This window comes from Hydrogenovibrio sp. 3SP14C1 (assembly GCF_029625905.1).
Lineage (GTDB): Bacteria > Pseudomonadota > Gammaproteobacteria > Thiomicrospirales > Thiomicrospiraceae > Hydrogenovibrio.
Genome location: NZ_JARTLM010000001.1, coordinates 1 through 24,377, shown reverse-complemented (window position 1 = coordinate 24,377; position 24,377 = coordinate 1). Strand labels below are relative to the sequence as shown.

The following is a 24,377-nucleotide window of genomic DNA, read 5'->3' as shown; positions in this document are numbered from 1 at the left end:
TTATGCCTTTGATAGTTCATCAGAAAGCGCCTGGCCTTCTTTAAAATCTAAACTGCCTTCATAAATGGCGCGCCCTGTAATGGCTCCGTTTACGCCATCTTGCTCAATGGTCGCCAGCGCTCGAATATCGTCTAGGTTCGTGATGCCTCCCGAGGCGATAATCGGAATGTTAAGTGCTTTTGCTAGATGTTGAGTTGCTTCAATGTTAACGCCTTGCATCATGCCGTCACGGCCGATATCGGTATAAATAATGGCTTCCACGCCATCGTCTTCAAATTGCTTACCTAATTCAATCACATTGTGGTCAGTAACTTCTGCCCAACCATTAATGGCAATCATTCCTTCTTTGGCATCAAGGCCAACCATAATATGGTCAGGAAACGCTTTGCACGCTTCAGCAACAAACTCTGGATTGTGAACAGCTTTTGTGCCAATAATGCAGTAACTCACGCCGGCTTTTAAGTAAGCTTCAATCGTTTCTAAATCTCTGATGCCACCGCCGATTTGGATAGGCAGGTCTGGAAACGCTTCGCGCACTTGATAAACCGCATCGCCATTAACGGGTTTTCCTTCAAAAGCACCATTAAGGTCAACCATATGTAATCGACGGGCACCTTCATTGACCCAGCGTTCTGCCATCGCAACAATGTCGCCGGAGAAGACGGTTGCATCGTCCATTAAGCCTTGGCGAAGTCGAACGCATTCGCCATCTTTTAAGTCAATTGCAGGAATTAATAGCATGGTAAACCTTTCTGTTTATTGTCCGTTCCAATCTAGGAAATTTTTAAAGAGTTGTAAGCCAGCGTCAGCACTTTTTTCAGGGTGTGCTTGAATGGCAAATAAGTTGTCTTGTGCGATGGCCGATGTGAACTTGTTGCCATGCGTGGTTTCCCCGGCAATGATGTGTTTGTCATGAGGGGAGACAAAATAACTGTGTACAAAGTAAAATCGGCTGTCTTGTTCAATGTTGTGCCATAGAGGGTGGTCTGTTGTTTGATGAATTTGATTCCACCCCATATGAGGCATTTTAAGTTCTGGGTAGGTGCTGAGGTCAAACTGCTGAACATCGCCTTTTAAAATATCGAGGCAATCGACACCTTCATTTTCTTGGCTGTGCGTCATTAAGACTTGCAGACCCATACAAATACCTAAAAAAGGTTTTTCAGATGCAGCTTGCATGAGTGTGTGCGAGATATTGCTTTCATTTAATGCTTTCATGCATGCTTTGGCAGCCCCTTGCCCAGGAAAAATAATGGCGTCTGCCGCAGCGATATCGTCAGCTTTGCTGCTGATGCAGATTCTAGTATTGCTGCCGGCGACATGCTCTGCTGCTTTGGCAACAGAGCGTAAGTTACCCATTCCATAGTCTATAACGGTTACCAGTTTTTGATCAGCCATCGTTTATAAAGCACCTTTTGTTGATGGGAGTTGATCAGCCATTCTTTCATCCGTTACTAAGGCCATTCTGAGTGCACGGCCAAATGCTTTGAAAATAGTCTCTGCTTGATGGTGGGCGTTTTTACCACGAAGACAGTCAATGTGTAAGGTGGTTTGAGCGTGATTGGTGAAGCCTTGAAAAAATTCGGCAACAAGTTCTGTGTCAAAACCACCAATACTGGCACGAGTAAAGTCAGCGTTAAAAACTAAGCCAGGACGGCCAGACAAATCAATCACAACTCTAGATAGGGCTTCATCCAATGGTACATACGCATGCCCATAACGGTTAATACCTTTTTTGTTTCCCACGGCTTCTTTTAAAGCCATTCCCAAGCTGATTCCGATGTCTTCAACTGTATGGTGGTCGTCAATATGAGTGTCTCCATCAGCTTTGATGGTGAGGTCAATTAAGCCATGCCGTGCGATTTGATCTAACATGTGTTCAAGGAAGGGGACGCCTGTATTCAGGTCGGCTTTTCCCGTACCGTCTAGATTGACAGACAGTTCGATTTTCGTTTCTAAAGTGTTTCGCTGAATAGTCGCTTGACGCATGCTGTTGACTCCCTTTGAAGATATAGGGTATTAAAAGGCGATATTATAGCTATTTTCGATTGAATTTAATGGTTAAATTTTAGTTTAACTTTAGGAGCTTAGGAAAATTTAATGCGTGTTATAAAAAAAATTTGTAACAGAAAGCTAAAAATCGATCTGTTTTTTGAGATAATTGCGTCGATATTTTTTAGGTCGATTCTTTTATCAAGAGACTGACTAAAAGCGAGTTTGAATCAATTTGTTGATTTAGATTAAGTTTTTCGGAACTTTAGAGCTGGTTGCATTTGTTGGACATTCATATAATGCGCTTGAGGAACTCGCTCTATGCTTTGGAATTTGGTCTTCCATTGAAAGAGTTGATTAAATTTTGACTATAAGGGGGAATCCAACTGATGGATACTACAGCAAAACCACAATATGATGATGGTGTGGTTAAGTACTTAGCTGTTGGTGCGATTACGTTTTTGGTATTAGGGACCTTTTTGGGAACTTTTGCTGCAGCGCAATTAGCATGGCCAGTTTTAAACTTTGATATTGCAGAAATTACTTTTGCAAGATTACGTGTGATGCATACAAATACCGTTATTTTTGCTTTTGGTGGTATGACATTGATGGCAACGGCTTACTATACTGTTCAGCGTACCAATGGTGTGCGACTGTGGAGTAATGGGATGGCATGGACAAACGCTATTTTGTTTACGATTGGCTTGTTGGCAGTTGTTTTGACTATTTCTCTAGGGATGACAACAGGAAAAGAATATCATGAGCAAGAATGGCCTTTAGCCATTGCGATTGCATTGGTTTGGACGCTTTACACGTTAAACTTTATAATGACGATTGCATCTCGAAATAAAGAAACACACCCGAACGTTTATGTTTCGAACTGGTTCTTTATGGGGATGATGATTGCGATCACTTATCTTTATGTCGTGAATGGTCTTGCTATTCCGGTCTCTATGTTCCGTTCTTATTCACTGTTCGCAGGTGTTCAAGATGCCATGATTCAGTGGTGGTGGGGTCATAACGCGGTTGGTTTCTTCTTGACAGCTGGTTTCCTAGGGATTATGTATTATTTTGTTCCTAAGCAAGCTCAACGTCCTATTTATTCTTACCGCTTATCGGTTATCCATTTCTGGGCATTGATGTTCGGTTATGTTTGGTTAGGTGCTCACCATTTACAATATACAGCATTACCTGACTGGACAGGGTCATTGGGTGCGGTTATTTCTTTGGCGATGATCATTCCTTCTTGGGGTGGTGCCCTTAACGGGATGTTAACGCTTTCAGGTGCTTGGGATAGACTTCGTACAGATTATATTTTGCGATTCTTGATCATTGCGCTGGCTTTCTACGCGATGTCGACATTCGAAGGCCCGGTTATGGCAGCGAAAACAGTTAATGCACTTTCACACTATACGGATTGGACGATTGGTCACGTTCACTCTGGTGCATTAGGTTGGGTTGCTATGATTTCTATCGGTGCGCTTTACCATATGGTTATGAAGTTATGGAATACTGATATGTATTCAATGAAGTTAATTAACTTCCATTTCTGGTTAGCGACAATTGGTACAGTATTCTATATCGTAGCGATGTGGGTATCAGGTATCATGCAAGGCTTAATGTGGCGTGCTTATGATGAGTACGGTACGCTTGCATATACATTTGCTGAGTCTGTTGCGGCGATGCACCCATATTATGTCATGCGTACTGTAGGGGGGCTATTGTTCTTCTCTGGTGCGGTAGTTATGTTATATAACGTTATTATGACAATCCGTATGGCGAATGCGAAGGAAACAGCAGCGGCAACCGCTAACGCTTAATCCAGTATCAATCGAATTGCGACAGGTCATACTGTCGCAAATTTTGAAATTATGAGTTTGAGGAGCAATAGACTCATGTCAGATAATCAAGAACCTAAAAATTTACAGGAACGTCTGGAGAGAAATATCTTCGGGTTGTTCATGGCAACTGCATTGGCCGTTTCAATCGCGGGTATTGTAGAAATCGTCCCATTGTTTTATCTCAAAGATACTGTGGACTATACTGAAAAAACCGATAAATACGGTAACGTAAAGAATGAAAAATTCCCTGAGTTAGTTTGGGAGCGTACCTTTACACAAGATACTGATGGTAAGTTGGTATCAGATAAAGCACTTTATAAGCAAGATCGTAATGGAAATTGGGTAATTGCAGACTGGAAAGCGGGTGATGGTGTGCGTCCATATACACCACTTGAACTAGCCGGTAGAGACCTTTATTTGCGTGAAGGTTGTTATATTTGCCATTCTCAAATGATTCGTCCGTTCCGTGATGAGCGCGAGCGTTATGGTCATTTCTCTTTGGCAACAGAGTCAATGTATGACCACCCTATGCAGTGGGGGTCAAAGCGTACAGGGCCTGACCTAGCTCGTTTGGGTGGTAAGTACTCAGATGAATGGCATGTTATGCATTTATTACGTCCTCAGGATATGGTTCCGGAATCGGTAATGCCTGCTTACCCATGGTTAGCTGAAAATCCGGTTAGTGAAGACTTCTTTGGTACAGAGCGTGATATGACAGAGCGTCTTTCTGTGATGCGTACGTTAGGTGTGCCATATACGGATGAAGAAATTGAAAATGCCAATAAAGCGATTGAAGGCTACACAGAGATGGATGCGATGGTTGCATACCTTCAGGTGTTAGGCACCATGGTTAAACTAGACGATAGTAAGTCATACCGTGAGTAATCTTGAAGCCTACCTTGATACCGATTGGTCAGCAATGACAGGCTCGGATTGGGCTGGCCTTATTATTACGGTGGTCGTGTTTTTTGGCATGCTCTATACCTTTGCTAGGACATTACGTCCTAGTAAAAAGAAAGAATTAGAGCAGGAAAAATTCAAAATACTAGATGAAGATTAAATTATTCTGAGGAGAATAAATATGGCACATAATAATCCTTGGCCAGATGAAGGGAATACTGGTCACATTTGGGATGAAGATATTCGTGAATTAGATAACCCGCCTCCATTATGGTGGATGTTGTCTTTATATGCTGGTTTTGTAATGATGATTTTTTACGCATTGTATTACCCGACAATTCCGTTAAAAGATTCTCATTTTGAAGGTCTGGCTGGTTGGACTCAGATTGAAGAGTACAAAGAAGACAAAGCGGTTCTTGAAAATTGGCGTAAAGCAAAATTTGCAGACCAAGAAGAACAGTTGGCTGCCTTATCAGTTGATGAGATTCTTAAAAATGATGAGCTGAAAACCTATGCAGTAAAAACGTCAAAAGTACTTTTTGGTGACTACTGTGCAGCATGTCATGGTGCAGGTGGACAAGGTAATCCTAATTTTCCAGTACTTGCCGATGATGATTGGTTGTGGGGGGGTAAACCTTCTCAAATTAAAGCATCGATTTCAAACGGACGTGTTGGTAACATGCCTGCTAGAGGGATGATGGGGAACTTAACAGATAAAGAAATTGTACAAGTTGCTGATTATGTTATCGCTTTAAGTGAAGGTAAAGCAGATCAATCAAAATATGCACCTGGTAAAGCTGCTTATACAAAAGGTATGTGTTTAGCTTGTCATGGTCCGGCTGGTAAGCCATTAGCACCTGCTGGGGCGACAAACCTAACCGATGGTGTATGGCGCTTCAGTGGCGATCGAGATGAAGTCATCAAAACCATTACTTATGGTGTGAATGTTAAGAAAGGTGGCGAGTTAACTGAAAATACTCGTAAAGCAGTGATGCCTGCCTTTAAAGAGCGTTTACCCGATCCAGAAGTTAACATTAAGCGCCTAGCAGTTTATGTTTATTCGCTTGGCGGCGGTCAGTAAAATATAAAGAGAGAGCAACTGCTCTCTTTATCCTTAAGTAGATTGATTGATGTCAATAAGGAGACAGAAATGAATGATTTAAATAGTGACTGGGTTCTATGGGGTTCTATTGCCGCTTTGGTTTTTTCAATCGTTGCCTTAATTGGTTTTGCTTGGAAAGCAACACGTGCTATGGAAGGATTGGAAAAAGATGAAAAAGATTCTTAACCAAAAGTGTTAAGTTAATCAGTTAAATAAAGGCCTAATAAAATTAGGCCTTTTTTCGTTTATCAGTATGTATAAAAAATATTATTTATGCCTAGAGTAATATTTTTTATAGAATCTATCCAACGCATAAATGACGATTAAGGATTAAATATGTCAGAAGAACACAATACGGAATATACCAACAGTTCACAAACTAAGTCTTTGTTGGATGACTTGGATACTTCAAATAAAAATTTGCAGCATATCGGTGTGGAGCTTTTAACAGTGCATACTGAAGGAACTGTCCATGCCAAGCGGATGGGAGGAACTTTCCGAACAATAAAGTGGATTGTAGCTGCAATGTGGTTGTCTCTTTTTATTGGTCCTTATCTGCGTTGGGATGACCGTCAGGCAATTTTATTTGATTTAGCAAACAGACAGTTTCACTTTTTTGGTATTACCGTGCTGCCACAGGATATTTGGATCTTAGCCATGATTTTGCTTTTCTTCGCGCTATTATTAGCCGCCACCACGGCTGTCGCTGGTCGAATGTGGTGTGGATATGCTTGTTTCCATACCGTCTGGGTAGATGTGTTTACTTGGTTGGAAGAAAAATTTGAAGGTTTGCCTAACAAACGTGTAAAACTTGATCAATCTCCTGTTAGTTTTAATAAGCTTAGCAAGAAAATCCCAAAATGGATTGCATGGGGTGTTATTGCTTTTATGACGGGATTTAGTTTTGTTGCATATTTTGATCCTGCTTTAGGGTTATGGGAACGATTATTTACCCTGGATTGGACTGCCACAGAAACCACTATCATTTTAGGGCTAGCTGCAGCGACCTTTTTCTTTGCAGGTTTTATGCGTGAACAAGTTTGCATTGGTTTCTGTCCTTATGCGCGTATTCAAGGCGCAATGATTGATACGGAAACGGTCGTGCCAACTTATGATATTGACCGAGGTGAACCTCGAGGCCGAATAAAACGAGTTAAGCCGGGAGAAGAAGCGCCTAAACTTGGAGATTGTATTGACTGTAACTTATGTGTGGCAGTGTGCCCAACAGGCGTTGATATTCGTAAAGGTCAGCAGTTTGGTTGCATAACCTGTGGCCTTTGTATTGATGCATGTGACTCGGTCATGGAAAAAATTAAAAAACCGAAAGGATTGATTCGTTACGCATCCTTAGCAGAGTTTGCAGGGAAGCCATTTATTCCTTTCTACAAACGCCCTCGAGTATTGGTTTATACCTCAATTATGACCTTCGCAGCAGCGGCCATGATATGGGGCTTAACAACAATGTCCCCTATTGATGTCAAAGTGCTTCATGAAAGAGCGCCTTTATTTGTTCAGATGAGTGATCGTACGATTCAAAATAAATACTACGTCAAGGTTGTAGATAAAAGTAATGAACCAATTGCCGCAAAAATAACAGTCACAGGACCAGATAGTTTGATCTATATTGTCGATAAAGTGATGCACGTATCACCTGGAAATGTGGGTACCGCTACACTCTTGGTTAAAATTCCTAAGAAAGATTTGACCAGTGCGAATACCCCAATCCAAATCACAGTGCAAGATATGAATAATCCTAATATCAGGGAAACCTATGAAAGTATGTTTATTGGTCCGCGAATGCGTTAAGAGTATTTCAATAAACTAGCGATGTTGTCATTCCTGAAATTCAGGTATAATTTGGCCCTTAATCAGGGCCTTTTTTATGGAGGAAAATCCTTGGAAAATATTAAAGATAAAGCAGACTCTTCTGCTAAAAAAGATAAGCGTGATTGGAGTGTTGCTTGGAAGAATCCATTTGTGATTGGGTGGCTTCTAATTCTAGTAGTTGTCCTAACCGTAAACTTTTTCATGGTGAGTATGGCAATTGTAACGGCTCCTGGCTTAACCATTCCTGACTTTTACGAGAAGGGAAAAAATATGGGTGCTATTATTGCAAAAAGAAAGCACATGGAAGATCTCGGCTGGCAATTTAATATTGACCTTCCGCTCTTAAAGGCAGGAGAGGACCAAGTCGTCACAGTAAAAGTGTTGGATAAAAAAGGACAACCATTTGATGTTGATACCGCTGTACTGTATTACTATCGCCCTTCCAATAAAAAATATGATGGTCACTTACCTTTTCAATCAACGGGTCAAACAGGTATTTATAGCGCGACTGTAAACTTACCTTTAAAAGGTAAATATGATTTAGTCATGGAAGTGACTAAAGGGGAAGAAGTTTTTAATTTAGGCCGCTCAATCATGGTTCAAGACGCCTCTTAGGCAAGTTTTTATGAACCAATCATGCTACCACTGCGGACAAGGCATTAACCAGGGAGCCCTGATCCTTCGTAAAATCAATCAAGCCGAAAAAGAATTTTGTTGTCATGGCTGTGCTGGGGTTTGCGAAGCCATTCATGAAGCCGGGTTAGAGAGTTTTTATCGAAGAACACCAGATGGTGAGCTTTTTTCACCTCCGCCGCCGCCGAATAAAGATGTTGAGTTTTTCGATTATGATGAAGTTCAATCTCAATATGTGAGTGAACTGGATCAAAAGCGTGAAATTACACTCATTTCAGAAGCTATTCATTGTGCCGCTTGTATTTGGCTGATTGAGCATACGCTAGCTAAGTTGGATGGCGTGCAAATGGCAAAAGTCAATTTCACCAACAAGCAAATTAAGTTGCGCTGGAATAACGACAAAATTAAGCTTTCGGAAATTATTCAAGAGTTGAATAGAGTGGGGTATGATGCAACCCCTTATGATGCTTCCAGTAGTGAGGAAGCTTTCCGCAAAGCAAATCGGGATTTACTTTATCGACTCGGGTTTGCCGGTTTTGCAATGATGAATGTCATGTGGTTTTCAGTGGCGCTTTATGCCGGTGCAGATCAGGACACAGAGTTCAGACCCTACTTTCATTGGATTGAGTTTATCATTGCGACGATTACACTCGCCTATTCAGGTAAACCCTTCTTATCAGGTGCAATCACTTCATTAAAATCTCGTTCCATTGGCATGGATGTTTCCATTTCGTTGGGTATTTTAACGACGTATTTCTATTCCTTCTGGGTCACAGTTGACCCGTTACACCCTGGCAATGTCTATTATGACACGATGATCGACTTTATGTTTTTACTGTTAATAGGACGTTATCTAGAAGCCATCTCAAAAAATAAAGCCATTGATTCGACACGACGACTCATGGATCTACAGCCTAAAGTCGCTCGGCTTAAAACGGCAGAAGGAATTGAAGTGATGCCCGTCAGAAAGCTTAAGGTTGATGACGTGGTGCTCGTCAAGCCTGGAGATCAAATACCAGTTGATGGCGAGGTTATCGAAGGCTCAGGAAATGTGAATGAGTCCATGTTGAGTGGTGAGTCACGGGAAGTCTTTAAAGCAGTGGCTTCCAATGTTTCGGCTGGAACGATTAATTTGGATGGTGCATTATCCATAAAAGTGAAGTCTATTTTACAAAATACCCTATTGGGTAGAATCGTCCATATGGTTGAGGATGCGCAAGGCTCAAAAGCCCCTATTCAGTGTACAGCCGAAAAAATTATGCCTTGGTTCGTTTCCGTCGTCATCGCGTTAGCAACATTAAGTTTTGTTTATTGGATTGTCAGTGCTGATTTAGAAACTGCTATGATCGCAGCTACGTCTGTTTTAATTATTACTTGCCCTTGTGCGTTCGGGTTAGCGACTCCTATGGCAACGGCGGTAGCTTCAGGTGTTTCAGCACAAAACGGTATATTGATTAAAAATGGTGCCGTACTGGAAATTCTAAATCACATTGATCATTTTGTATTTGACAAGACGGGCACCTTAACGAAAGGGCAGATGCAGCTCAAGGATTACACATTACATGAAGTTGAGAACGAAGAGGAGCTATTGAAAGACTTAGTTCGAGTCGAGTTTCATTCGGAACACTCTTTAGGTAAAGCTATTGTACAGGGGCTGCAGGCTCAGTCTCCCGAACTCAAAACGTTAGATATGACGACGACCTATTTTCAAGCACATCCTGGAAAAGGGGTAGAGGCGAAGCTTCAAGATCGACATTATCAGATCGGAACAGCTCAGTGGTTAGAAGGCTATAATTTACGAATTCCTGATACCCTGCGTACGCTTGAAGCGGATAAAGCTCAGCAAGGTCAAACCAGTGTGTGGGTTGCGCAAAATAATCGGATTGTGGCGATTTTATTCTTAGAAGATGAGATTCGTGACGATGCGGCTGAAATGATTCAGCGCCTTAAGCAACGTGGTAAAAAAGTGACGTTGTTAAGTGGGGATCGCCAGCTGGTTGCCGAAACAGTTGCTGAAAGACTGGGCGGAATGGAATTGCAGGCTGAAGTGTTACCTGAACAAAAACACCTTGCAATTCAGAGCTTCCAAAGCAATGGCGAAATGGTTGCCATGGTTGGGGATGGTATTAATGATGCGCCCGCCATGGCTCGTGCAAACGTCAGTATTGCGCTGGGATCTGGAACCGATGTTTCCATGGATTGTGCAGACATAGTCTTGTTAAATAATGAGTTGTTGTCTGTCGATACAGCGATTGATTTGTCGGAACGAACCCTGAAAACGATTAAAGAAAATATTGCCAGTTCAATTATTTATAATATTACCTTAGTGCCTTTGGCGATGGCAGCCATGTTAACTCCGTTGATTGCTGCTATCACAATGCCATTAAGTAGTTTGGTGGTTATTGGGAATGCTGCTCGTATTCGATCGTTTTATAGTAAAAAAGCCATTGCGAAGCGTCGTCAAAAATTTTTACAATCACAATCTAAATAAGAGAAGGAAAAGTATATGGATGTTGTATTTGGATTAATTCCCATGATGCTCTTCTTTGGTTTTTTAGTGGTCGTGGTGTTTATTTGGATGGCGAAATCGGGTCAGTTTGACGATTTAGATGGTGCTGCAAATAGTATATTTATGGATGATGAGTTTGATGAAGAGCTAAAGAAGAAAGATGCGGAAGTAAATTCAGCTGACGCTTCAGAGCATCCAAAAGAGTTAAAAGAAGATAAACCTTCCTGAGTCACTAAAAAATAGCCAGGCCTGGTCAGAATTAATAAAATCAGGTAATAAAAAAGGCAGCTAAAAGCTGCCTTTTTTGTGCCGTTCGATAACAATCCGAATGATTAAACGTCCAGATAATCTAAAATCCCTTCGGCCGCTTTTCGACCTTCAGCGATTGCGTGAACAACCAAGCTTGAACCGCGTACCATATCGCCTCCAGCAAAAACTTTTGCGTTGGAAGTCTGGAAAGGGAACTCTGATTCTTCTTCTGCAACCACAGTGCTCCAATCGGTTAAGCTGATATCGAAGTCTTTAAACCATGCTGGTGGGTTTGGCTGGAAACCAAAAGCCACGATGACGGCATCACAATCAATGATTGTTTCAGAGCCTTCTACCATTTCAGCACGACGGCGACCGTTTTCATCAGGTTCACCCATTCGAGTTTGGATGACCTTAATGCCGGCAACTTGTCCATCTTTTTCAATAACTTCTACTGGCGCAAGGTTGAATTTGAATTGAACCCCTTCTTCTTTAGCGTTCTTAACTTCCGCACGAGAACCCGGCATGTTTTCTTCATCACGACGATACACACAGTAAACTTCAGATGCGCCCTGACGAATTGAAGTACGTGTACAGTCCATTGTCGTATCCCCACCTCCTAATACGACAACACGCTTGCCTTTCAATGAGATAAAGGGTTCTGGACTTTGTCTCATTTTCAATTCGTTTTTAACGTTTCCGATTAAGAAATCTAACGCTTTGTACACTTGCGGTAGATCTTCACCTGGGAAGCGTCCTGCCATAGGTTTGTAAGTTCCCATACCAAGGAAAACCGCATCATAGTCAGAAAGCAGTGTGTCAAAAGCGATGTCTTTTCCAATTTCAGTATTGCATTGGAATTCGACGCCCATTCCTTCTAGAATTTTACGGCGCTTGACTACAATGTCTTTATCCAGTTTAAACTGAGGAATTCCGAAGGTAAGTAAACCACCGATTTCTTGTTCTTTTTCGAACACAACGGGCTTAACACCATTACGAATTAAGATGTCTGCACACCCAATACCGGCTGGACCCGATCCGATAATAGCCACTTTTTTATCCGTCATCGTGATATTTTCAAGTGAGGGGGTCCAACCCATATCGGTTGCGGTATCGGTAATGTATTTTTCGACGGCACCAATGGTGACAGCACCGAAGTTCGTATCTTCTAATGTACAAGCTTCTTCACACAAACGGTCTTGTGGACAGATACGCCCACACATCTCAGGTAAGGAGTTTGTTTGATGCGATAATTCCGCTGCTTCAATGATATTGCCTTCCGACACCAGTTTTAACCAGTTAGGGATATAGTTGTGAACAGGACAGGCCCATTCACAATAAGGGTTCCCACAGTGAAGGCAACGATCAGCTTGTGCCATGGCACGTTGAGGATCAAACTCTGTATAAATCTCTTCAAAGTTGTCCTTACGTTCCATCGCATCTTTTTTAGATGGAAGCTGTCGATCTAGTTCTAAAAATTGTCTTACATTTCCCATGATTAGCTCCCTTTATTCCCCGCCACCGCCGTGAGCGAATAAATCCAATAATTTTTCAACGTTAATGGCGCGTGATTTCACTAACCAGAAGTTATGCAAGTAGCGACTGAAATTATCAATAACTTCTTGCCCAAATTGACTACCGGTTTTTTCAACATATTCTGTAATGAGTTCTAATAAGTAGACGCGATAAGGCTCCGTTGACTCAGTGTCAATGCGAATGGCTTCAACCATTTCCGTATTTAGACGATCCGGTAACGTTCTGTCTAGATCAAGAATGAAAGCCATCCCGCCTGACATACCCGCACCGAAGTTGACGCCAACTTGCCCTAAGCTGACAACACAACCACCTGTCATATACTCACAACCATGGTCACCTAAGCCTTCAACCACGGCTGTGGCACCAGAGTTACGAACGGCAAAACGTTCCCCACCGGTTCCATTAGCAAAAAGCTTCCCGCCAGTTGCGCCGTAAAGACATGTATTCCCTACGATAGGGGTTGTGTGAGGGTCGAAGCCATGTTCTTTAACAGGACGAACTACAATTTCACCACCAGACATTCCTTTACCAACGTAATCGTTCGCATCCCCTTCAAGATGAAGGTTTAGGCCGTCGACGTTGAATACCCCAAACGATTGACCGGCAATCCCTGTCAGAGATAACGTAATCGGGCTGTCTTTCATCCCATTGTTTCCATAACGCTGGGCAATCTCACCTGAAATACGTGCGCCAATTGAGCGTCCTGTATTAACAAGGTGGAAGCCGAATTCTCCACCGGTTTTATTTTCAATTGCCGGTAAAACGGTTTTAACCATTTCTTCTGCGATATGCCCATCATCCCAAGGATTGTTACGAGTGACTTGCACCGTTTGAGGTTTGTCTTTCGGTACTCCGCCATCCGTGATGAACGGTGTCAAATCAATACTGGTTTGTTTATCTGTCAAAGGCTTATCAATCATTTTGAGCAGATCAACACGTCCAACAAGGTCTTCCAGCTTGGCTACCCCTAACTTGGCAAGCCACTCACGGGTTTCTTCGGCCACAAAGCGGAAGTAGTTAATAACCATTTCTGGCATACCGATAAAGTGTTCTTTACGAAGTCTTTCGTCTTGTGTTGCAACGCCTACTGCACATGTATTCAAGTGACAGATACGCAAGTATTTACATCCAAGTGCTACCATCGGCGCGGTACCGAATCCAAAGGATTCCGCCCCTAAAATAGCTGCTTTAATAACATCCAATCCAGTTTTTAACCCACCGTCTGCTTGAAGAATGACTTGTCCACGCAAATCATTCGCTCGCAAGACTTGGTGCGCTTCAGCAAGCCCCATTTCAAATGGGTTACCTGCATATTTTACCGAAGTAAGTGGGCTTGCCCCTGTACCACCATCGTACCCTGAAATAGTGATTAAATCAGCATACGCTTTTGCAACACCTGCCGCAATTGTCCCAACGCCTGGTTCAGCAACCAGTTTCACTGAAACCAAAGCATTCGGGTTAACTTGTTTCAAGTCAAAGATAAGCTGTGCCAGATCTTCGATAGAATAAATATCATGATGCGGTGGTGGTGAAATCAACGTGACGCCTTCAACAGAGTGACGTAGTTTCGCAATGGTTGCATCCACTTTGTGACCTGGAAGCTGTCCACCTTCACCTGGCTTAGCACCTTGCGCCACTTTAATCTGTAGCACTTCAGCATTGCGTAAATAATGTGCCGTCACGCCAAATCGACCAGAAGCAATCTGCTTAATTTTCGACATTTTTTCCGTGCCGTAGCGTGCAGGGTCTTCAGCCCCTTCACCCGAGTTTGAGCGAGCGCCAATGCGGTTCATTGCAATTGCCAAGGCCTCATGCGCTTCAGGTGAAAGTGCGCCTAAAGAAATCCCTGCGGAGTCAAAGCGCTTGTAGATTGATTCGACCGGTTCAACTTCAGAAAGCTCAATTGGATTAAGCTGGTCTTTAAAAGTAATAAGGTCACGTACCGTCATTGCAGGACGTTCATTGACTAGCTTGGCAAATTTGTTGTAGGCGATTTGATCGCCTTTTTGCACTGCCTCGCGTAAATAATTGACCACGTCTGGGTTGTATGCATGATATTCACCACCATGAATATACTTTAACAACCCACCCGGTTTTAAGAATTTACGAGGGTTGAAGGCATATTTTGAAAGCTTGATTAAATCGGCTTCCAAATGTTTAAAGCGCGTTCCTTCAATTCGAGTGGGTGTGCCTTTGAAACATAGGTCAACAATCTCTTTGCTTAAACCAACGGCTTCAAACAACTGTGAGCCACGGTAAGACGTAATGGTTGAAATCCCCATTTTGGACAGGATTTTAAACAGTCCTTTGTTAATTCCTTTACGATAATTCTTGATGTACTCTGAAATCCCAACTTTTTCGTCGAGCTCTTTGGTACGAATCATGTCTTGCAAGCTTTCATACGCCAGGTAAGGGTAGACGGCTGTCGCACCGTAACCAAATAATACTGCATAGTGATGCGGGTCACGCGCGGTTCCTGTTTCAACAATAATGTTTGCTTCAGGGCGTAGACCTTCTGAGATTAAACGGTGATGTACCGCCCCTGTTGCCATTGCTGCAGGTACCGTAATCAGGCCTTTCTCGATGTTAAGGTCACTTAAAATAAGCAGTGTAACCCCGTTTTTAACCGCTTCAACTGCTTGGTCACAAACCGCAATGGTGGCTGACTTCAGGTCGCTCGTTTCAGGGGTGTAATGTAATGAAATACGTTGGTTACGATAATTATCATCCACGATGCTGGTTAAGTGCTTCATCATAGAAGGCGATAAAATCGGTGATTGTGATTCTAAACGACGCGCATGGTCTTCACCTTCGTCAAACATGTTTAATTCACGCCCGAAACAGGTGTTCAAAGACATGACGATGTTTTCACGTAAAGGATCAATTGGCGGGTTGGTTACCTGCGCAAACATTTGGCGGAAGTAATCAAACACGGAGCGTTCTTTATGAGAAAAGACCGGTAGCGGGGCATCATCCCCCATTGAACCAGTCGCTTCTTGTCCAGCTTCTGCTAATACACGGATGACTTGATCACGCTCTTCAAAGGTAACTTGGTAATACTTCTGATAAATGTCGGCCTGATTGCTGTCCCAGTTGAAGGTATGATCTTCAGTGTCTAGGCGCTCTTCAAGGTGCATGTACCCTTTATCCATCCATTCGCGATACGGTTTAGCTGCTTTTAAGCCTGCATCAATGTCTTCAGGCATCAGTAATTTACCTGCTTCAAGATCAACGGCAATCACTTGGCCTGGTTTTAGGCGTCCTTTTTCAACGACATCTTCCGGTGCATAGTTATACACCCCGATTTCAGAAGCAAAGGTAATATGGCGGTCTTTGGTAATGACATAACGTGTTGGGCGTAGCCCATTTCGGTCAACACCACAGATAGCATATTTACCGGTATTGATAACCATCCCAGCTGGACCATCCCAAGGCTCCATGTGCATGGAGTTGTACTCTAGGAATGCTTTTAGGTCCGGATCCATGTGAGGCATGTTTTGCCAGGCGGGTGGAATCAACAAACGCAATGCTTGGAAAACCGGCATATCCCCCATCATCAATACTTCTAGCATGTTATCGAGAGAATTAGAGTCAGACCCTTCTTGCGCCACAAGTGGTTTCAAATCAGGTAACTCTGGAATTAATGGTGTGTCAAATTTACTCTGACGCGCCAAAGCCCAATTACGGTTTCCTTTAATGGTATTCAATTCACCATTGTGAGCTAAGAAGCGGAAAGGCTGAGCCAATCGCCATTGTGGAAGTGTGTTGGTTGAAAAACGCTGGTGGTAAGAAACCAATGATGATTCAAAGCGTTCATCCTTTAGATCCAAATAGAACTCAGGAAGTTCTTTTGGCATCACCAACCCTTTATAAGAAATTAATTGGCTATGCAAGGACGCGATGTAAAAGGTTTCATCGTTTGGCTCAACCGCCATTTCCGTTTTACGACGGGCAACAAACAATGCACGGTTAAAGTCAGCATCACTCATTTCAACAGGCGCGTTGATATAGACCTGTTCAATTAACGGTTCCATGCCTGCCGCCTGTGCTCCCAGTACTTCTGAGGCAACAGGGACTTTTCGCCAACCTGCAATGCTAAGCCCTTTAGATTCAAGTGCTTTTTCTAATTCTGCTCTTGCAAAAGCGGCTTTGTCTGCGTCTTGGTTTAAGAAAATCATGCCGCTGGCATAGTTTTCAGACAGGGTGAATCCAAGGTCTTTGGCTTCTTGGCGAAGGAAGGCGTTTGGTTTTTTGATCAATAAACCACAGCCATCTCCTGTGCAGCAGTCTGCGGCGACACCACCACGGTGGGTCATGTTGGCCAAAGACTCGATCGCTGTTTGAACCGCCCAATGACTAGGCTTGTCGTCCATTTGGGCGATCATGCCGAAACCACAGTTCTCTCTTTCAAATTCAGGAGAATATAGACCTTGTAAGCTGTTGAGTGAATTCATAATTCAGTTTCCTGTCTGTAAACATTTATAACATGTTGTTATAAAGGCACTTTTTAGGGTACGTTTGGGTATCTGAGTGCGAAAAAATTAAAATGGTGCGAAATTATACTTTTTTAGCGGTTTGAAAGCAATGTTTAGCACGCCTTCGCTAATAAAATATTGGGAATGAAGGAAAGAAATGAGGTTTGTTCTGTTTAGAAAGGTATCACCCAAAAACAACCAGGCCTGGCTGATTTTGGATGCGCTTTCTTGGCACTAAGCGTTGTCGATTAAAGAGACGCCGGTCATTTCTTCTGGTTTTTTAATTCCCATCATGTCTAGTAAGGTCGGAATAACATCACATAAAGCCCCATTGTCCTTTAATGGGTAACCTTTCTTACCAAAGTAAACGAAAGGCACCGGGAAAGTGGTGTGTGATGTTAACGGCTTGCCTGTTTCTTCATTGAATAACATTTCCATATTACCATGGTCCGCAGTGACAATGGCTTCACCATCGACTGCTTTGAGGGTGGCTAAGATTTCGCCCAATGCTTCATCAACCGCTTCAGCCGCCTGAATGCAGGCGTTAAAGTCTCCAGTATGCCCAACCATATCAGGGTTAGCAATGTTACAGATAAAGGTATCATATTCACCCGAGTTAATGGCATCAATGAGTTTCTCTTTTAGTTCCGGTAAACTCATTTCTGGTTGAAGGTCATACGTTGCAACTTGCGGCGAATTAATCAATACACGTACTTCATTGTTATTCGGTTCTTCAACGCCACCGTTGAAAAAGAACGTTACATGTGCATATTTTTCAGTTTCAGCAATACGGAGTTGTTTTAATCCTTTTTTAGAGACATATTCACCAAAGGTGTTCCGTAGTCTGGTTGGGCGGTAGGCCACCAAGGCACCAAATTTTTCGAAATTCTTTTTGTATTCTGTGAGCGTAACGAATTCTGATAAAATGGGCGTTTTGCAACGATGAAAATCTGCAAAATCATCCATAATGAAAGCTTCAGTCAATTGTCTGGCGCGATCAGAACGGAAGTTCATAAAGATCACAGAGTCGCCATCTTTGACGCGAGCTGGCTTGCCATTGTTGCGAGTAATGACGGTGGCTTGAATGAACTCGTCGTTTTCACCTCGAGCATAAGCCATTTCAACAGCTTCTTTTGCACTTTTAGCTTCAAACTCGGCTGAACCGCAGGTAATAACATCATGCGCTTTTTTAACACGTTCCCAGCGGTTGTCTCGATCCAGTGCGAAGTAGCGTCCTGTTACGGATGCGATACGACCGCCGCCGAGTTCTTTCATGAAATCTTCTAATTCTTCAATGTATTGAAGCGCGCTTTGCGGAGCAGTATCGCGGCCATCGGTAAAGATGTGGACGTAGATTTTAGCGCCACGGTCGTGGGCCATTTTGATACTGGCTTTGATGTGGTCAATGTGTGAATGTACGCCACCATCCGACAAAAGGCCCAAAATATGGACTTTATGACCTCGATTGCTGGCAGCATCAATCGCTTTGACAAGTGCATTGTTTTCAAAAAAACGACCTTCATCGATGTCTTTCTGGATACGAGTTAACTCTTGATATACTACGCGGCCGGCGCCCAGGTTCATGTGTCCTACTTCAGAGTTCCCCATTTGACCTTCAGGTAATCCAACAGCCATTCCAGAGGTGTTGATTAACGTATGGTGGTAGTCTTTTAGCAGGTTGTCCCAGTTTGGCGTATGGGCTTGTGCAATGGCATTGTGTTGTGTTGCTTCACGATGTCCCCAGCCATCCAAGATGATCAATCCAGTTGGTCGGTTTTTAATTTGCACGGGTTTTGTCATATCATTTCCTTTTGAGAAGATGTTTTGATGAGTAGGGTGACATTCTCAGCAAAACGCATAAAAATTTCAAAATGTCATTTATTGTAACCAGTTTCACTGTTAAAATCATTAGCTTTGAATTTTGATTCATATGTTATTTTAAGGGAAAACGAATGTTTATTGAATTTGTGGAAGAGCAAATTTTTCTGTTTATCGCATTAGGCGTGATCGTGATGATGCTGGTTTTCAGTTATTTTGGGGACAGAGTCTCAGGGTATCGTTCTGTGAATGCGGGCGAAGCAGTGCGTCTTTATAATTCTGGTGCTTGGGTCTTAGATGTGCGTACCGATGCCGAGTATAAAACCGGTTATATTGGTGAAGCTGAAAATATTTCATCGACGGAAATTGCAAAACAGCCGGATACTGTGACGAAGCATAAAGAAGAAGATGTATTGGTGTATTGCCAGTCTGGCATGCGTTCAGCATCGGTGGCTAAAGCGTTAGTTAAACAAGGGTTTACGAACGTCCATAATTTAAGTGGTGGGGTCATGTCTTGGAAAAATGCGGGATTACCTTTGAATAAGCCGGTTTCAAAAAAAAAGCTAAGAAAGGAAAAAAAGTGAGCTCAACACAACCAGAAATCATTGTTTATGCGACAAAGACTTGTCCTTTTTGTACTATGGCGAAGAGTTTGCTGGATGGTAAAGGGCTTAAATACGACTTGATTAATGTCGGAACGGATCGTTCAATGTGGCAAGCGATGCAAGAAAAGAGTGGACGTAATACCGTACCGCAAGTTTTTGTTGGCGATCACCATGTTGGTGGGTTTGACGAATTATCAGCCGCTGATCGTTCTGGTGAGCTGGATCAAATTTTAGCAAAATAATTTTAAGGATTAAAAGCAAGATGTCTGAAGAAAATCAAGAAAAGCAGTTTGCGATTCAAAAAGTCTATACGCGTAATGTTTCATTTGAAGCACCTAATTCACCAGAAGTATTCACGCAAGACTTTCAACCGCAACTAGACGTCGATTTAAATGTCGAAAGCCGTTCTTTAGAAGAGGGCGTGTTTCATGTGGTTGTGCGCGTTACGGCGACGACTAAAATGGATGATAAAACTGCCTTCCTTTGTGAAGTCGAGCAAGCGGGTATTTTCACTCTAACGGGATTTGACGAAGGTGAAACCAACTATTTACTAGGGGTTCAATGTCCAAATACTTTATTCCCTTATGCGCGTGAAACAGTTTCAGACTTAGTGACGCGTGGAGGATTTCCACAATTGTTGCTGGAGCCTGTGAACTTTGAAGGCATTTATGCAGACCATTTGCAACAGCAAGCTGAAGCACCGAAACAATAAACTGGTAGAGACTGAGTGACGTTAGCCAAAAAGCCTTTAAAGATTGCCGTATTGGGCGCAGGAGCCTGGGGGTCGGCGTTGGCAATTCATTTGTCACGAATTGGCCACCAGGTCAAACTCTGGGATCATAATCCTGAGAATGCGGCGGCGTTAGAGTCAGCAAGAGAGAATGTCCGTTATCTCAAAGGTGTGCCGTTTCCGGAATCTTTAAGTGTACAAAGTGATTTGACGGTAACGTTGACGGGAGTCGATGCCGTTTTAATGGTTATCCCCAGTCATGCTTTTCGTGACGTGTTGCAAAAAATGCACCAGATCATGATGGGGTCTAAAGATCATTATCATTTGGCCTGGGCCACCAAGGGGTTTGAGCCGGAAACCAGTTTAATGCTGCATGAGATTGTGCAGCAAGAACTAGGTGAAGCCATTTCTTATGCGGTGTTATCAGGCCCTACTTTTGCCGCAGAAGTGGCCAGAGGGCTACCGACGGCAATGGTGAGTGCTTCATGTGATCACAGCGAAGCGCAATTTTGGGCGGATGCATTTCACTGCGACACCTTTAGAATGTATACCCAATCCGATGTAGTCGGCGTGGAAGTGGGTGGTGCTTATAAAAATATCATGGCCATTGCAACGGGCTTATCGGATGGGTTGCGACTAGGGGCGAATGCTCGCGCAGCTTTGATTGGCCGGGGAATGGTTGAGATGATGCGGTTTGGAGATGCACTGGGCGCAAAGAATGAAACCATGATGGGATTATCTGGTTTGGGTGACTTGGTGCTGACCTGTACTGATGACTTATCGCGTAATCGTCGATTTGGATTGATGCTGGCACAGTCGCAGCGACCTGCTGATGAAGTGATTGAAGAAATTGGTCAAGTCGTTGAGGGTGTCAAAGCGGTTAAAGCTGTTAAGTTGATTGCGGATAAATATCAGCTAGATTTGCCGATTATGGAACAGGTTTACAATATTATTGTTGGGCAAAGTACTGCGGAACAAGCAGTCAAAGAATTGATGCGCCGCCATGGCCGGTCTGAGTTAGAGCTTGGTTAAAAAAGAGTAAGTTATTTCAGAGGGCGTAAATCGTTAAAAACCACCAGGCCTGGTGGTTTTTGCCGTTTGGGAGTCTGAGCGGAGATGCTATAAATTCATGTCAAAGCTGAGTTGGCGCCATGCTTCATACGCCATAACGGAAACGGCATTGGCTAAGTTTAAGCTTCGACCGCCAGGAATCATTGGGATGGTGAGTCGTTGGCTTTCAGGTAAACTTTCGATGACATCTTTAGGAAGGCCGCGGGTTTCAGGGCCGAATAAAAAAGCATCTCCGTTTTCAAAAGCAGGTTCGGTATAATAGCGCTCAGTTTTTGTGGTCAGCGCAAAGACCCGATTCGGCTTGATCGCACTTAAGCAAGCGTCCAGTGAAGAGTGTTCTTTCAAGTTGGCGAGTTCGGCATAATCCAGTCCGGCGCGACGCACTTTCTTTTCACTTAAGTCAAACGCATAAGGTTGAATTAAGTGTAAATGTGCGCCCATGTTGGCGCTGAGACGTATTAAAGCACCGGTGTTCTGTGGAATTTCGGGCTCATATAAGATGATGTGTATCATTTTGTTATAACTTTTAAGTGGTGAAAAATTTTGGTCGATTTATCTGTTAATTTGTGTGGTCTTAACTTCCGAAACCCTGTTGCAATGGCGTCAGGGAATGCGGGGTATGGCATAGAGTACCAAGCTGTTTCGGGGTTTTCCAATCGCGATGTCGGCGCGGTGTTTTTAAAAGGCACCACGTTAGAACCAAAGCTTGGTAATAAGCCCGAAAGAGTCATGGAAACGGCCAGTGGATTATTGAATTCCATTGGATTACAAAACCCTGGCGCTCATGCTGTGATAAAAGATTATCTACCAAAGTTAGACTTAAGCCAATCACAATTTATTATTAATGTGTCCGGTTCTTCTATTGAGGAGTATGCCGAAGTGGTCCGTCTGTTCGATCAAACCGACTTACCTGCCATTGAAGTGAATATTTCATGCCCGAATGTTAAGAAAGGCGGGGCGGCGTTTGGAAATGATCCCGATATGGCTGCGAAAGTGGTCGAAGCGTGTCGTGCCAATACCTCCAAGCCATTGATTGTAAAATTATCGCCGAATCAAACGGATATTGCGGAAGGCGCGCGCCGTGTTATCGATGCCGGTGCGGATATGTTGTCAGCTGTTAATACATTAATGGGGATGCAGATCGACATTCATTCTGCGCGACCGACCTTAGGCAATAACCAGGGTGGTTTATCCGGCCCAGCGATTAAACCGGTGGCACTTTTAAAAGTACACCAGGTTTATCAAGTCGCAAAACAATACAATGTGCCGATTATTGGGTTAGGCGGAATCGCCTCTGCAGAAGATGCGATTGAGTTTTTATTGGCTGGCGCATCAATGGTGGCCGTTGGGACAGCAATGGCGAAAGACCCATTGTTGGTCAAAAAAATAAATAAAGACATTAAGAAATATATGGCCCGTTATGGCTATCAATCCGTTTCAGAAATGACGGGTAAACTCATATTAAATACAGATACCGTTTTGTGCGGTCAGTGAGATAAGTAGAACAATGATGAAGACAGTAGAAGAACAGATGGCAGTGATTCAGCGTGGTGCTGAAGAAATTTTAGTAGAAAAAGAGCTTATTGAGAAATTAAAAAAAGGTAAGCCGCTGAAAATTAAAGCTGGCTTTGATCCAACAGCGCCTGATTTGCATTTAGGGCATACCGTATTAATTAATAAGCTGCGTCAGTTTCAAGACCTAGGGCATGAAATTTTGTTCTTGATTGGCGATTTTACCGCGATGATCGGTGATCCAACCGGGAAAAGCGCGACGCGTCCACCCTTGTCGGAAGAAGATGTGTTGAATAATGCTGAGACCTATAAAGAACAGGTGTTTAAAATTTTAGACCCTGCTAAAACCAAGGTCGTGTTCAATTCAGAGTGGATGTCTAAGTTGAGTGCAGCCGATATGATTAAGCTGGCAGGAACGACCACCGTTGCTAGAATGTTAGAGCGTAATGATTTCGGAGAGCGTTACCAGTCGAATACGCCAATTGCGATTCATGAGTTTTTATATCCATTGGTGCAGGGTTATGACTCAGTCGCCTTAGAGGCAGATATCGAACTGGGTGGAACCGACCAGAAGTTTAACTTGTTGATGGGGCGTACCTTGCAGCAACACTATGGTAAAGAAGCGCAATGTACTTTAACCATGCCGATTCTTGAAGGGTTGGATGGTGTTCAAAAAATGTCGAAGTCTTTAAATAACTATATTGGGATCAAAGATGCACCGAATGATATGTTCGGAAAAGTCATGTCAGTTTCTGATGAGTTGATGTGGCGTTACTTTGAATTGCTCTCATTTGAATCTTTAGAAACCATTGCTGGATATCAAGACGCGGTTGAGAATGGAGAAAATCCACGTAATATTAAAATCAAGTTAGCGTTGGAGTTGATTGAGCGTTTCCATAATAAAGAATCGGCTGAAGGTGCTTTAAAAGATTTTGAAACCCGTTTTTCAAAAAATGCCATTCCAGATGAGATGCCTGAGTTTACCTTTAGTGAAATCATGCCATTGGCAAACCTTTTGAAAGAAGCGGAGCTAGTGTCTTCAACGTCTGATGGTCATAGAATGGTCAAGCAAGGCGCAGTTAAGTTGAATGGAGAAAAGGTGACGGATAGTCGGGCACCTGTTGAGAGTTGTGAAAAACAAGTTTACCAAGTTGGTAAGCGAAAATTTGCACGCATTACCGTCAACACCTAATATTCTTTCTTTACGTTATATATAAGACCCAAAAAACCGCCAGGCCTGGCGGTTTTTTGGTTTTAAAGGATTGTCTCAAGAGTGAGGTTAAATTAATTTAATGGCTATAAAAAGGCTAAGTGCTTTAAATTAAAAGGTATTTGGTTACGGGTGTCATACCGCTGTCAAAAAACTTTAAAAAAAGAAGCAAAAAAGGGTTGCAAAAAAACGGGTGGCGGTTAGAATACGCATCTCTTTCAAACAGAGCCTAAACAAAGCAGCCAAGGCCGCGGAGTTTGGAGACGTTTAAAAGGGTTTTTCAGGTTGTAATTTGAGATGAAAATCGAGAATAAAAACTTCGAAAAAAAAGCGTAAAAAAAGCTTGACGTTGATTAGATGTTAAGCC

General features: G+C 42.9%; 22 protein-coding genes. 15 read left to right on the top strand and 7 right to left on the bottom strand.

Annotation, left to right across the window (positions count from 1 at the left end; genetic code table 11):
• Genes hisA through hisB form a run of 3 tightly spaced genes read right to left on the bottom strand, consistent with a single transcriptional unit; the run spans window position 1 to window position 1,989 of the window.
• Window positions 1-741, bottom strand: coding sequence for a 1-(5-phosphoribosyl)-5-[(5-phosphoribosylamino)methylideneamino]imidazole-4-carboxamide isomerase (gene hisA, locus P8629_RS00110; protein WP_278163308.1), 741 nt, complete (start codon window positions 739-741; stop codon window positions 1-3).
• Window positions 742-756: 15 nt separating this feature from the next.
• On the bottom strand, window positions 757-1,398 hold the full coding sequence (gene hisH / locus P8629_RS00105) for an imidazole glycerol phosphate synthase subunit HisH (RefSeq protein WP_278163306.1): 642 nt from the start codon (window positions 1,396-1,398) through the stop codon (window positions 757-759).
• 3 nt (window positions 1,399-1,401) lie between these two features.
• On the bottom strand, window positions 1,402-1,989 hold the full coding sequence (hisB, locus tag P8629_RS00100; RefSeq protein ID WP_278163304.1) for an imidazoleglycerol-phosphate dehydratase HisB: 588 nt from the start codon (window positions 1,987-1,989) through the stop codon (window positions 1,402-1,404).
• 392 nt (window positions 1,990-2,381) lie between these two features.
• Here hisB and ccoN point away from each other — a divergent pair, with 392 nt between their 5' ends.
• The 9 genes from ccoN (at window position 2,382) to ccoS (ending at window position 11,032) form a co-directional block, all read left to right on the top strand.
• Window positions 2,382-3,812, top strand: coding sequence for a cytochrome-c oxidase, cbb3-type subunit I (ccoN, locus tag P8629_RS00095; RefSeq protein WP_278163302.1), 1,431 nt, complete (start codon window positions 2,382-2,384; stop codon window positions 3,810-3,812).
• A gap of 75 nt (window positions 3,813-3,887) precedes the next feature.
• A complete protein-coding gene (ccoO, locus tag P8629_RS00090) occupies window positions 3,888-4,718 on the top strand; it encodes a cytochrome-c oxidase, cbb3-type subunit II (protein WP_278163300.1) in 831 nt (276 codons plus the stop codon).
• Complete coding sequence (locus tag P8629_RS00085; RefSeq protein WP_048810712.1) at window positions 4,711-4,893, top strand: cbb3-type cytochrome c oxidase subunit 3; 183 nt, start codon at window positions 4,711-4,713, stop codon at window positions 4,891-4,893. Before ccoO ends, P8629_RS00085 begins: the two co-directional genes overlap by 8 nt.
• Window positions 4,894-4,914: 21 nt before the next feature.
• Entirely contained in the window at window positions 4,915-5,814 is a 900-nt protein-coding gene (ccoP, locus tag P8629_RS00080) for a cytochrome-c oxidase, cbb3-type subunit III (RefSeq protein WP_278163297.1), read from the top strand.
• 69 nt (window positions 5,815-5,883) lie between these two features.
• On the top strand, window positions 5,884-6,021 hold the full coding sequence (locus P8629_RS00075; RefSeq protein ID WP_278163295.1) for a hypothetical protein: 138 nt from the start codon (window positions 5,884-5,886) through the stop codon (window positions 6,019-6,021).
• Between the two features lie 150 nt (window positions 6,022-6,171).
• Complete coding sequence (gene ccoG / locus P8629_RS00070; RefSeq protein ID WP_278163293.1) at window positions 6,172-7,641, top strand: cytochrome c oxidase accessory protein CcoG; 1,470 nt, start codon at window positions 6,172-6,174, stop codon at window positions 7,639-7,641.
• A 90-nt stretch (window positions 7,642-7,731) separates the two neighbouring features.
• Window positions 7,732-8,277: a FixH family protein gene (locus P8629_RS00065; RefSeq protein ID WP_278163290.1), complete on the top strand. Its 546-nt coding sequence runs from the start codon at window positions 7,732-7,734 to the stop codon at window positions 8,275-8,277.
• Window positions 8,278-8,287: 10 nt separating this feature from the next.
• Window positions 8,288-10,786, top strand: coding sequence for a heavy metal translocating P-type ATPase (locus tag P8629_RS00060; protein WP_278163288.1), 2,499 nt, complete (start codon window positions 8,288-8,290; stop codon window positions 10,784-10,786).
• A 15-nt stretch (window positions 10,787-10,801) separates the two neighbouring features.
• A complete protein-coding gene (gene ccoS / locus P8629_RS00055; RefSeq protein WP_278163286.1) occupies window positions 10,802-11,032 on the top strand; it encodes a cbb3-type cytochrome oxidase assembly protein CcoS in 231 nt (76 codons plus the stop codon).
• A gap of 104 nt (window positions 11,033-11,136) precedes the next feature.
• Here the strand turns inward: ccoS and P8629_RS00050 are convergent, their stop codons facing one another.
• The 3 genes from P8629_RS00050 to gpmI form a co-directional block, all read right to left on the bottom strand.
• A complete protein-coding gene (locus P8629_RS00050; RefSeq protein WP_278163284.1) occupies window positions 11,137-12,549 on the bottom strand; it encodes an FAD-dependent oxidoreductase in 1,413 nt (470 codons plus the stop codon).
• Window positions 12,550-12,561: 12 nt separating this feature from the next.
• The gene (gltB, locus tag P8629_RS00045; RefSeq protein WP_278163281.1) at window positions 12,562-17,043 is read right to left on the bottom strand and encodes a glutamate synthase large subunit; all 4,482 of its coding nucleotides are present in this window, start codon (window positions 17,041-17,043) and stop codon (window positions 12,562-12,564) included.
• Between the two features lie 255 nt (window positions 17,044-17,298).
• A complete protein-coding gene (gene gpmI, locus P8629_RS00040; RefSeq protein ID WP_278163279.1) occupies window positions 17,299-18,864 on the bottom strand; it encodes a 2,3-bisphosphoglycerate-independent phosphoglycerate mutase in 1,566 nt (521 codons plus the stop codon).
• 152 nt (window positions 18,865-19,016) lie between these two features.
• On the opposite strand from gpmI, the gene P8629_RS00035 reads away from it, so the two are divergent.
• The 4 genes from P8629_RS00035 to P8629_RS00020 are packed head-to-tail and all read left to right on the top strand — an operon-like array spanning window position 19,017 to window position 21,249.
• A complete protein-coding gene (locus tag P8629_RS00035) occupies window positions 19,017-19,466 on the top strand; it encodes a rhodanese-like domain-containing protein (protein WP_278163277.1) in 450 nt (149 codons plus the stop codon).
• Window positions 19,463-19,729, top strand: coding sequence for a glutaredoxin 3 (gene grxC, locus P8629_RS00030; protein ID WP_278163275.1), 267 nt, complete (start codon window positions 19,463-19,465; stop codon window positions 19,727-19,729). The genes P8629_RS00035 and grxC overlap by 4 nt, the downstream gene beginning before the upstream one ends.
• A 20-nt stretch (window positions 19,730-19,749) precedes the next feature.
• Entirely contained in the window at window positions 19,750-20,199 is a 450-nt protein-coding gene (gene secB / locus P8629_RS00025; RefSeq protein ID WP_278163273.1) for a protein-export chaperone SecB, read from the top strand.
• Window positions 20,200-20,214: 15 nt separating this feature from the next.
• Window positions 20,215-21,249, top strand: a complete 1,035-nt coding sequence (locus P8629_RS00020) for an NAD(P)H-dependent glycerol-3-phosphate dehydrogenase (protein WP_278163272.1) — start codon at window positions 20,215-20,217, stop codon at window positions 21,247-21,249.
• Window positions 21,250-21,336: 87 nt separating this feature from the next.
• Here the strand turns inward: P8629_RS00020 and P8629_RS00015 are convergent, their stop codons facing one another.
• Window positions 21,337-21,801, bottom strand: a complete 465-nt coding sequence (locus P8629_RS00015) for a tRNA (cytidine(34)-2'-O)-methyltransferase (protein ID WP_278163271.1) — start codon at window positions 21,799-21,801, stop codon at window positions 21,337-21,339.
• A gap of 30 nt (window positions 21,802-21,831) precedes the next feature.
• Between P8629_RS00015 and P8629_RS00010 the strand changes: the two genes are divergently transcribed.
• Both P8629_RS00010 and tyrS read left to right on the top strand, forming a co-directional pair.
• Window positions 21,832-22,782: a dihydroorotate dehydrogenase gene (locus P8629_RS00010; protein ID WP_278163270.1), complete on the top strand. Its 951-nt coding sequence runs from the start codon at window positions 21,832-21,834 to the stop codon at window positions 22,780-22,782.
• Window positions 22,783-22,798: 16 nt separating this feature from the next.
• Window positions 22,799-23,992 (top strand): tyrosine--tRNA ligase, encoded by a 1,194-nt coding sequence (gene tyrS, locus P8629_RS00005; RefSeq protein ID WP_278163741.1) that lies wholly within the window; start codon window positions 22,799-22,801, stop codon window positions 23,990-23,992.
• The last annotated feature ends 385 nt before the right edge of the window (window positions 23,993-24,377 follow it).

Excerpts from the sequence above, each read along its gene's own strand:
- ccoN (WP_278163302.1), top strand. The coding sequence starts at position 2,382 with ATGGATACTACAGCAAAACCACAATATGATGATGGTGTGGTTAAGTAC.
- P8629_RS00075 (WP_278163295.1), top strand. The coding sequence starts at position 5,884 with ATGAATGATTTAAATAGTGACTGGGTTCTATGGGGTTCTATTGCCGCT.
- tyrS (WP_278163741.1), top strand. The coding sequence starts at position 22,799 with ATGAAGACAGTAGAAGAACAGATGGCAGTGATTCAGCGTGGTGCTGAA.
- secB (WP_278163273.1), top strand. The coding sequence starts at position 19,750 with ATGTCTGAAGAAAATCAAGAAAAGCAGTTTGCGATTCAAAAAGTCTAT.
- P8629_RS00060 (WP_278163288.1), top strand. The coding sequence starts at position 8,288 with ATGAACCAATCATGCTACCACTGCGGACAAGGCATTAACCAGGGAGCC.
- P8629_RS00035 (WP_278163277.1), top strand. The coding sequence starts at position 19,017 with ATGTTTATTGAATTTGTGGAAGAGCAAATTTTTCTGTTTATCGCATTA.
- gltB (WP_278163281.1), bottom strand. The coding sequence starts at position 17,043 with ATGAATTCACTCAACAGCTTACAAGGTCTATATTCTCCTGAATTTGAA.
- gpmI (WP_278163279.1), bottom strand. The coding sequence starts at position 18,864 with ATGACAAAACCCGTGCAAATTAAAAACCGACCAACTGGATTGATCATC.
- hisH (WP_278163306.1), bottom strand. The coding sequence starts at position 1,398 with ATGGCTGATCAAAAACTGGTAACCGTTATAGACTATGGAATGGGTAAC.
- ccoS (WP_278163286.1), top strand. The coding sequence starts at position 10,802 with ATGGATGTTGTATTTGGATTAATTCCCATGATGCTCTTCTTTGGTTTT.
- ccoG (WP_278163293.1), top strand. The coding sequence starts at position 6,172 with ATGTCAGAAGAACACAATACGGAATATACCAACAGTTCACAAACTAAG.
- ccoP (WP_278163297.1), top strand. The coding sequence starts at position 4,915 with ATGGCACATAATAATCCTTGGCCAGATGAAGGGAATACTGGTCACATT.
- hisA (WP_278163308.1), bottom strand. The coding sequence starts at position 741 with ATGCTATTAATTCCTGCAATTGACTTAAAAGATGGCGAATGCGTTCGA.
- hisB (WP_278163304.1), bottom strand. The coding sequence starts at position 1,989 with ATGCGTCAAGCGACTATTCAGCGAAACACTTTAGAAACGAAAATCGAA.
- P8629_RS00015 (WP_278163271.1), bottom strand. The coding sequence starts at position 21,801 with ATGATACACATCATCTTATATGAGCCCGAAATTCCACAGAACACCGGT.
- ccoO (WP_278163300.1), top strand. The coding sequence starts at position 3,888 with ATGTCAGATAATCAAGAACCTAAAAATTTACAGGAACGTCTGGAGAGA.
- P8629_RS00050 (WP_278163284.1), bottom strand. The coding sequence starts at position 12,549 with ATGGGAAATGTAAGACAATTTTTAGAACTAGATCGACAGCTTCCATCT.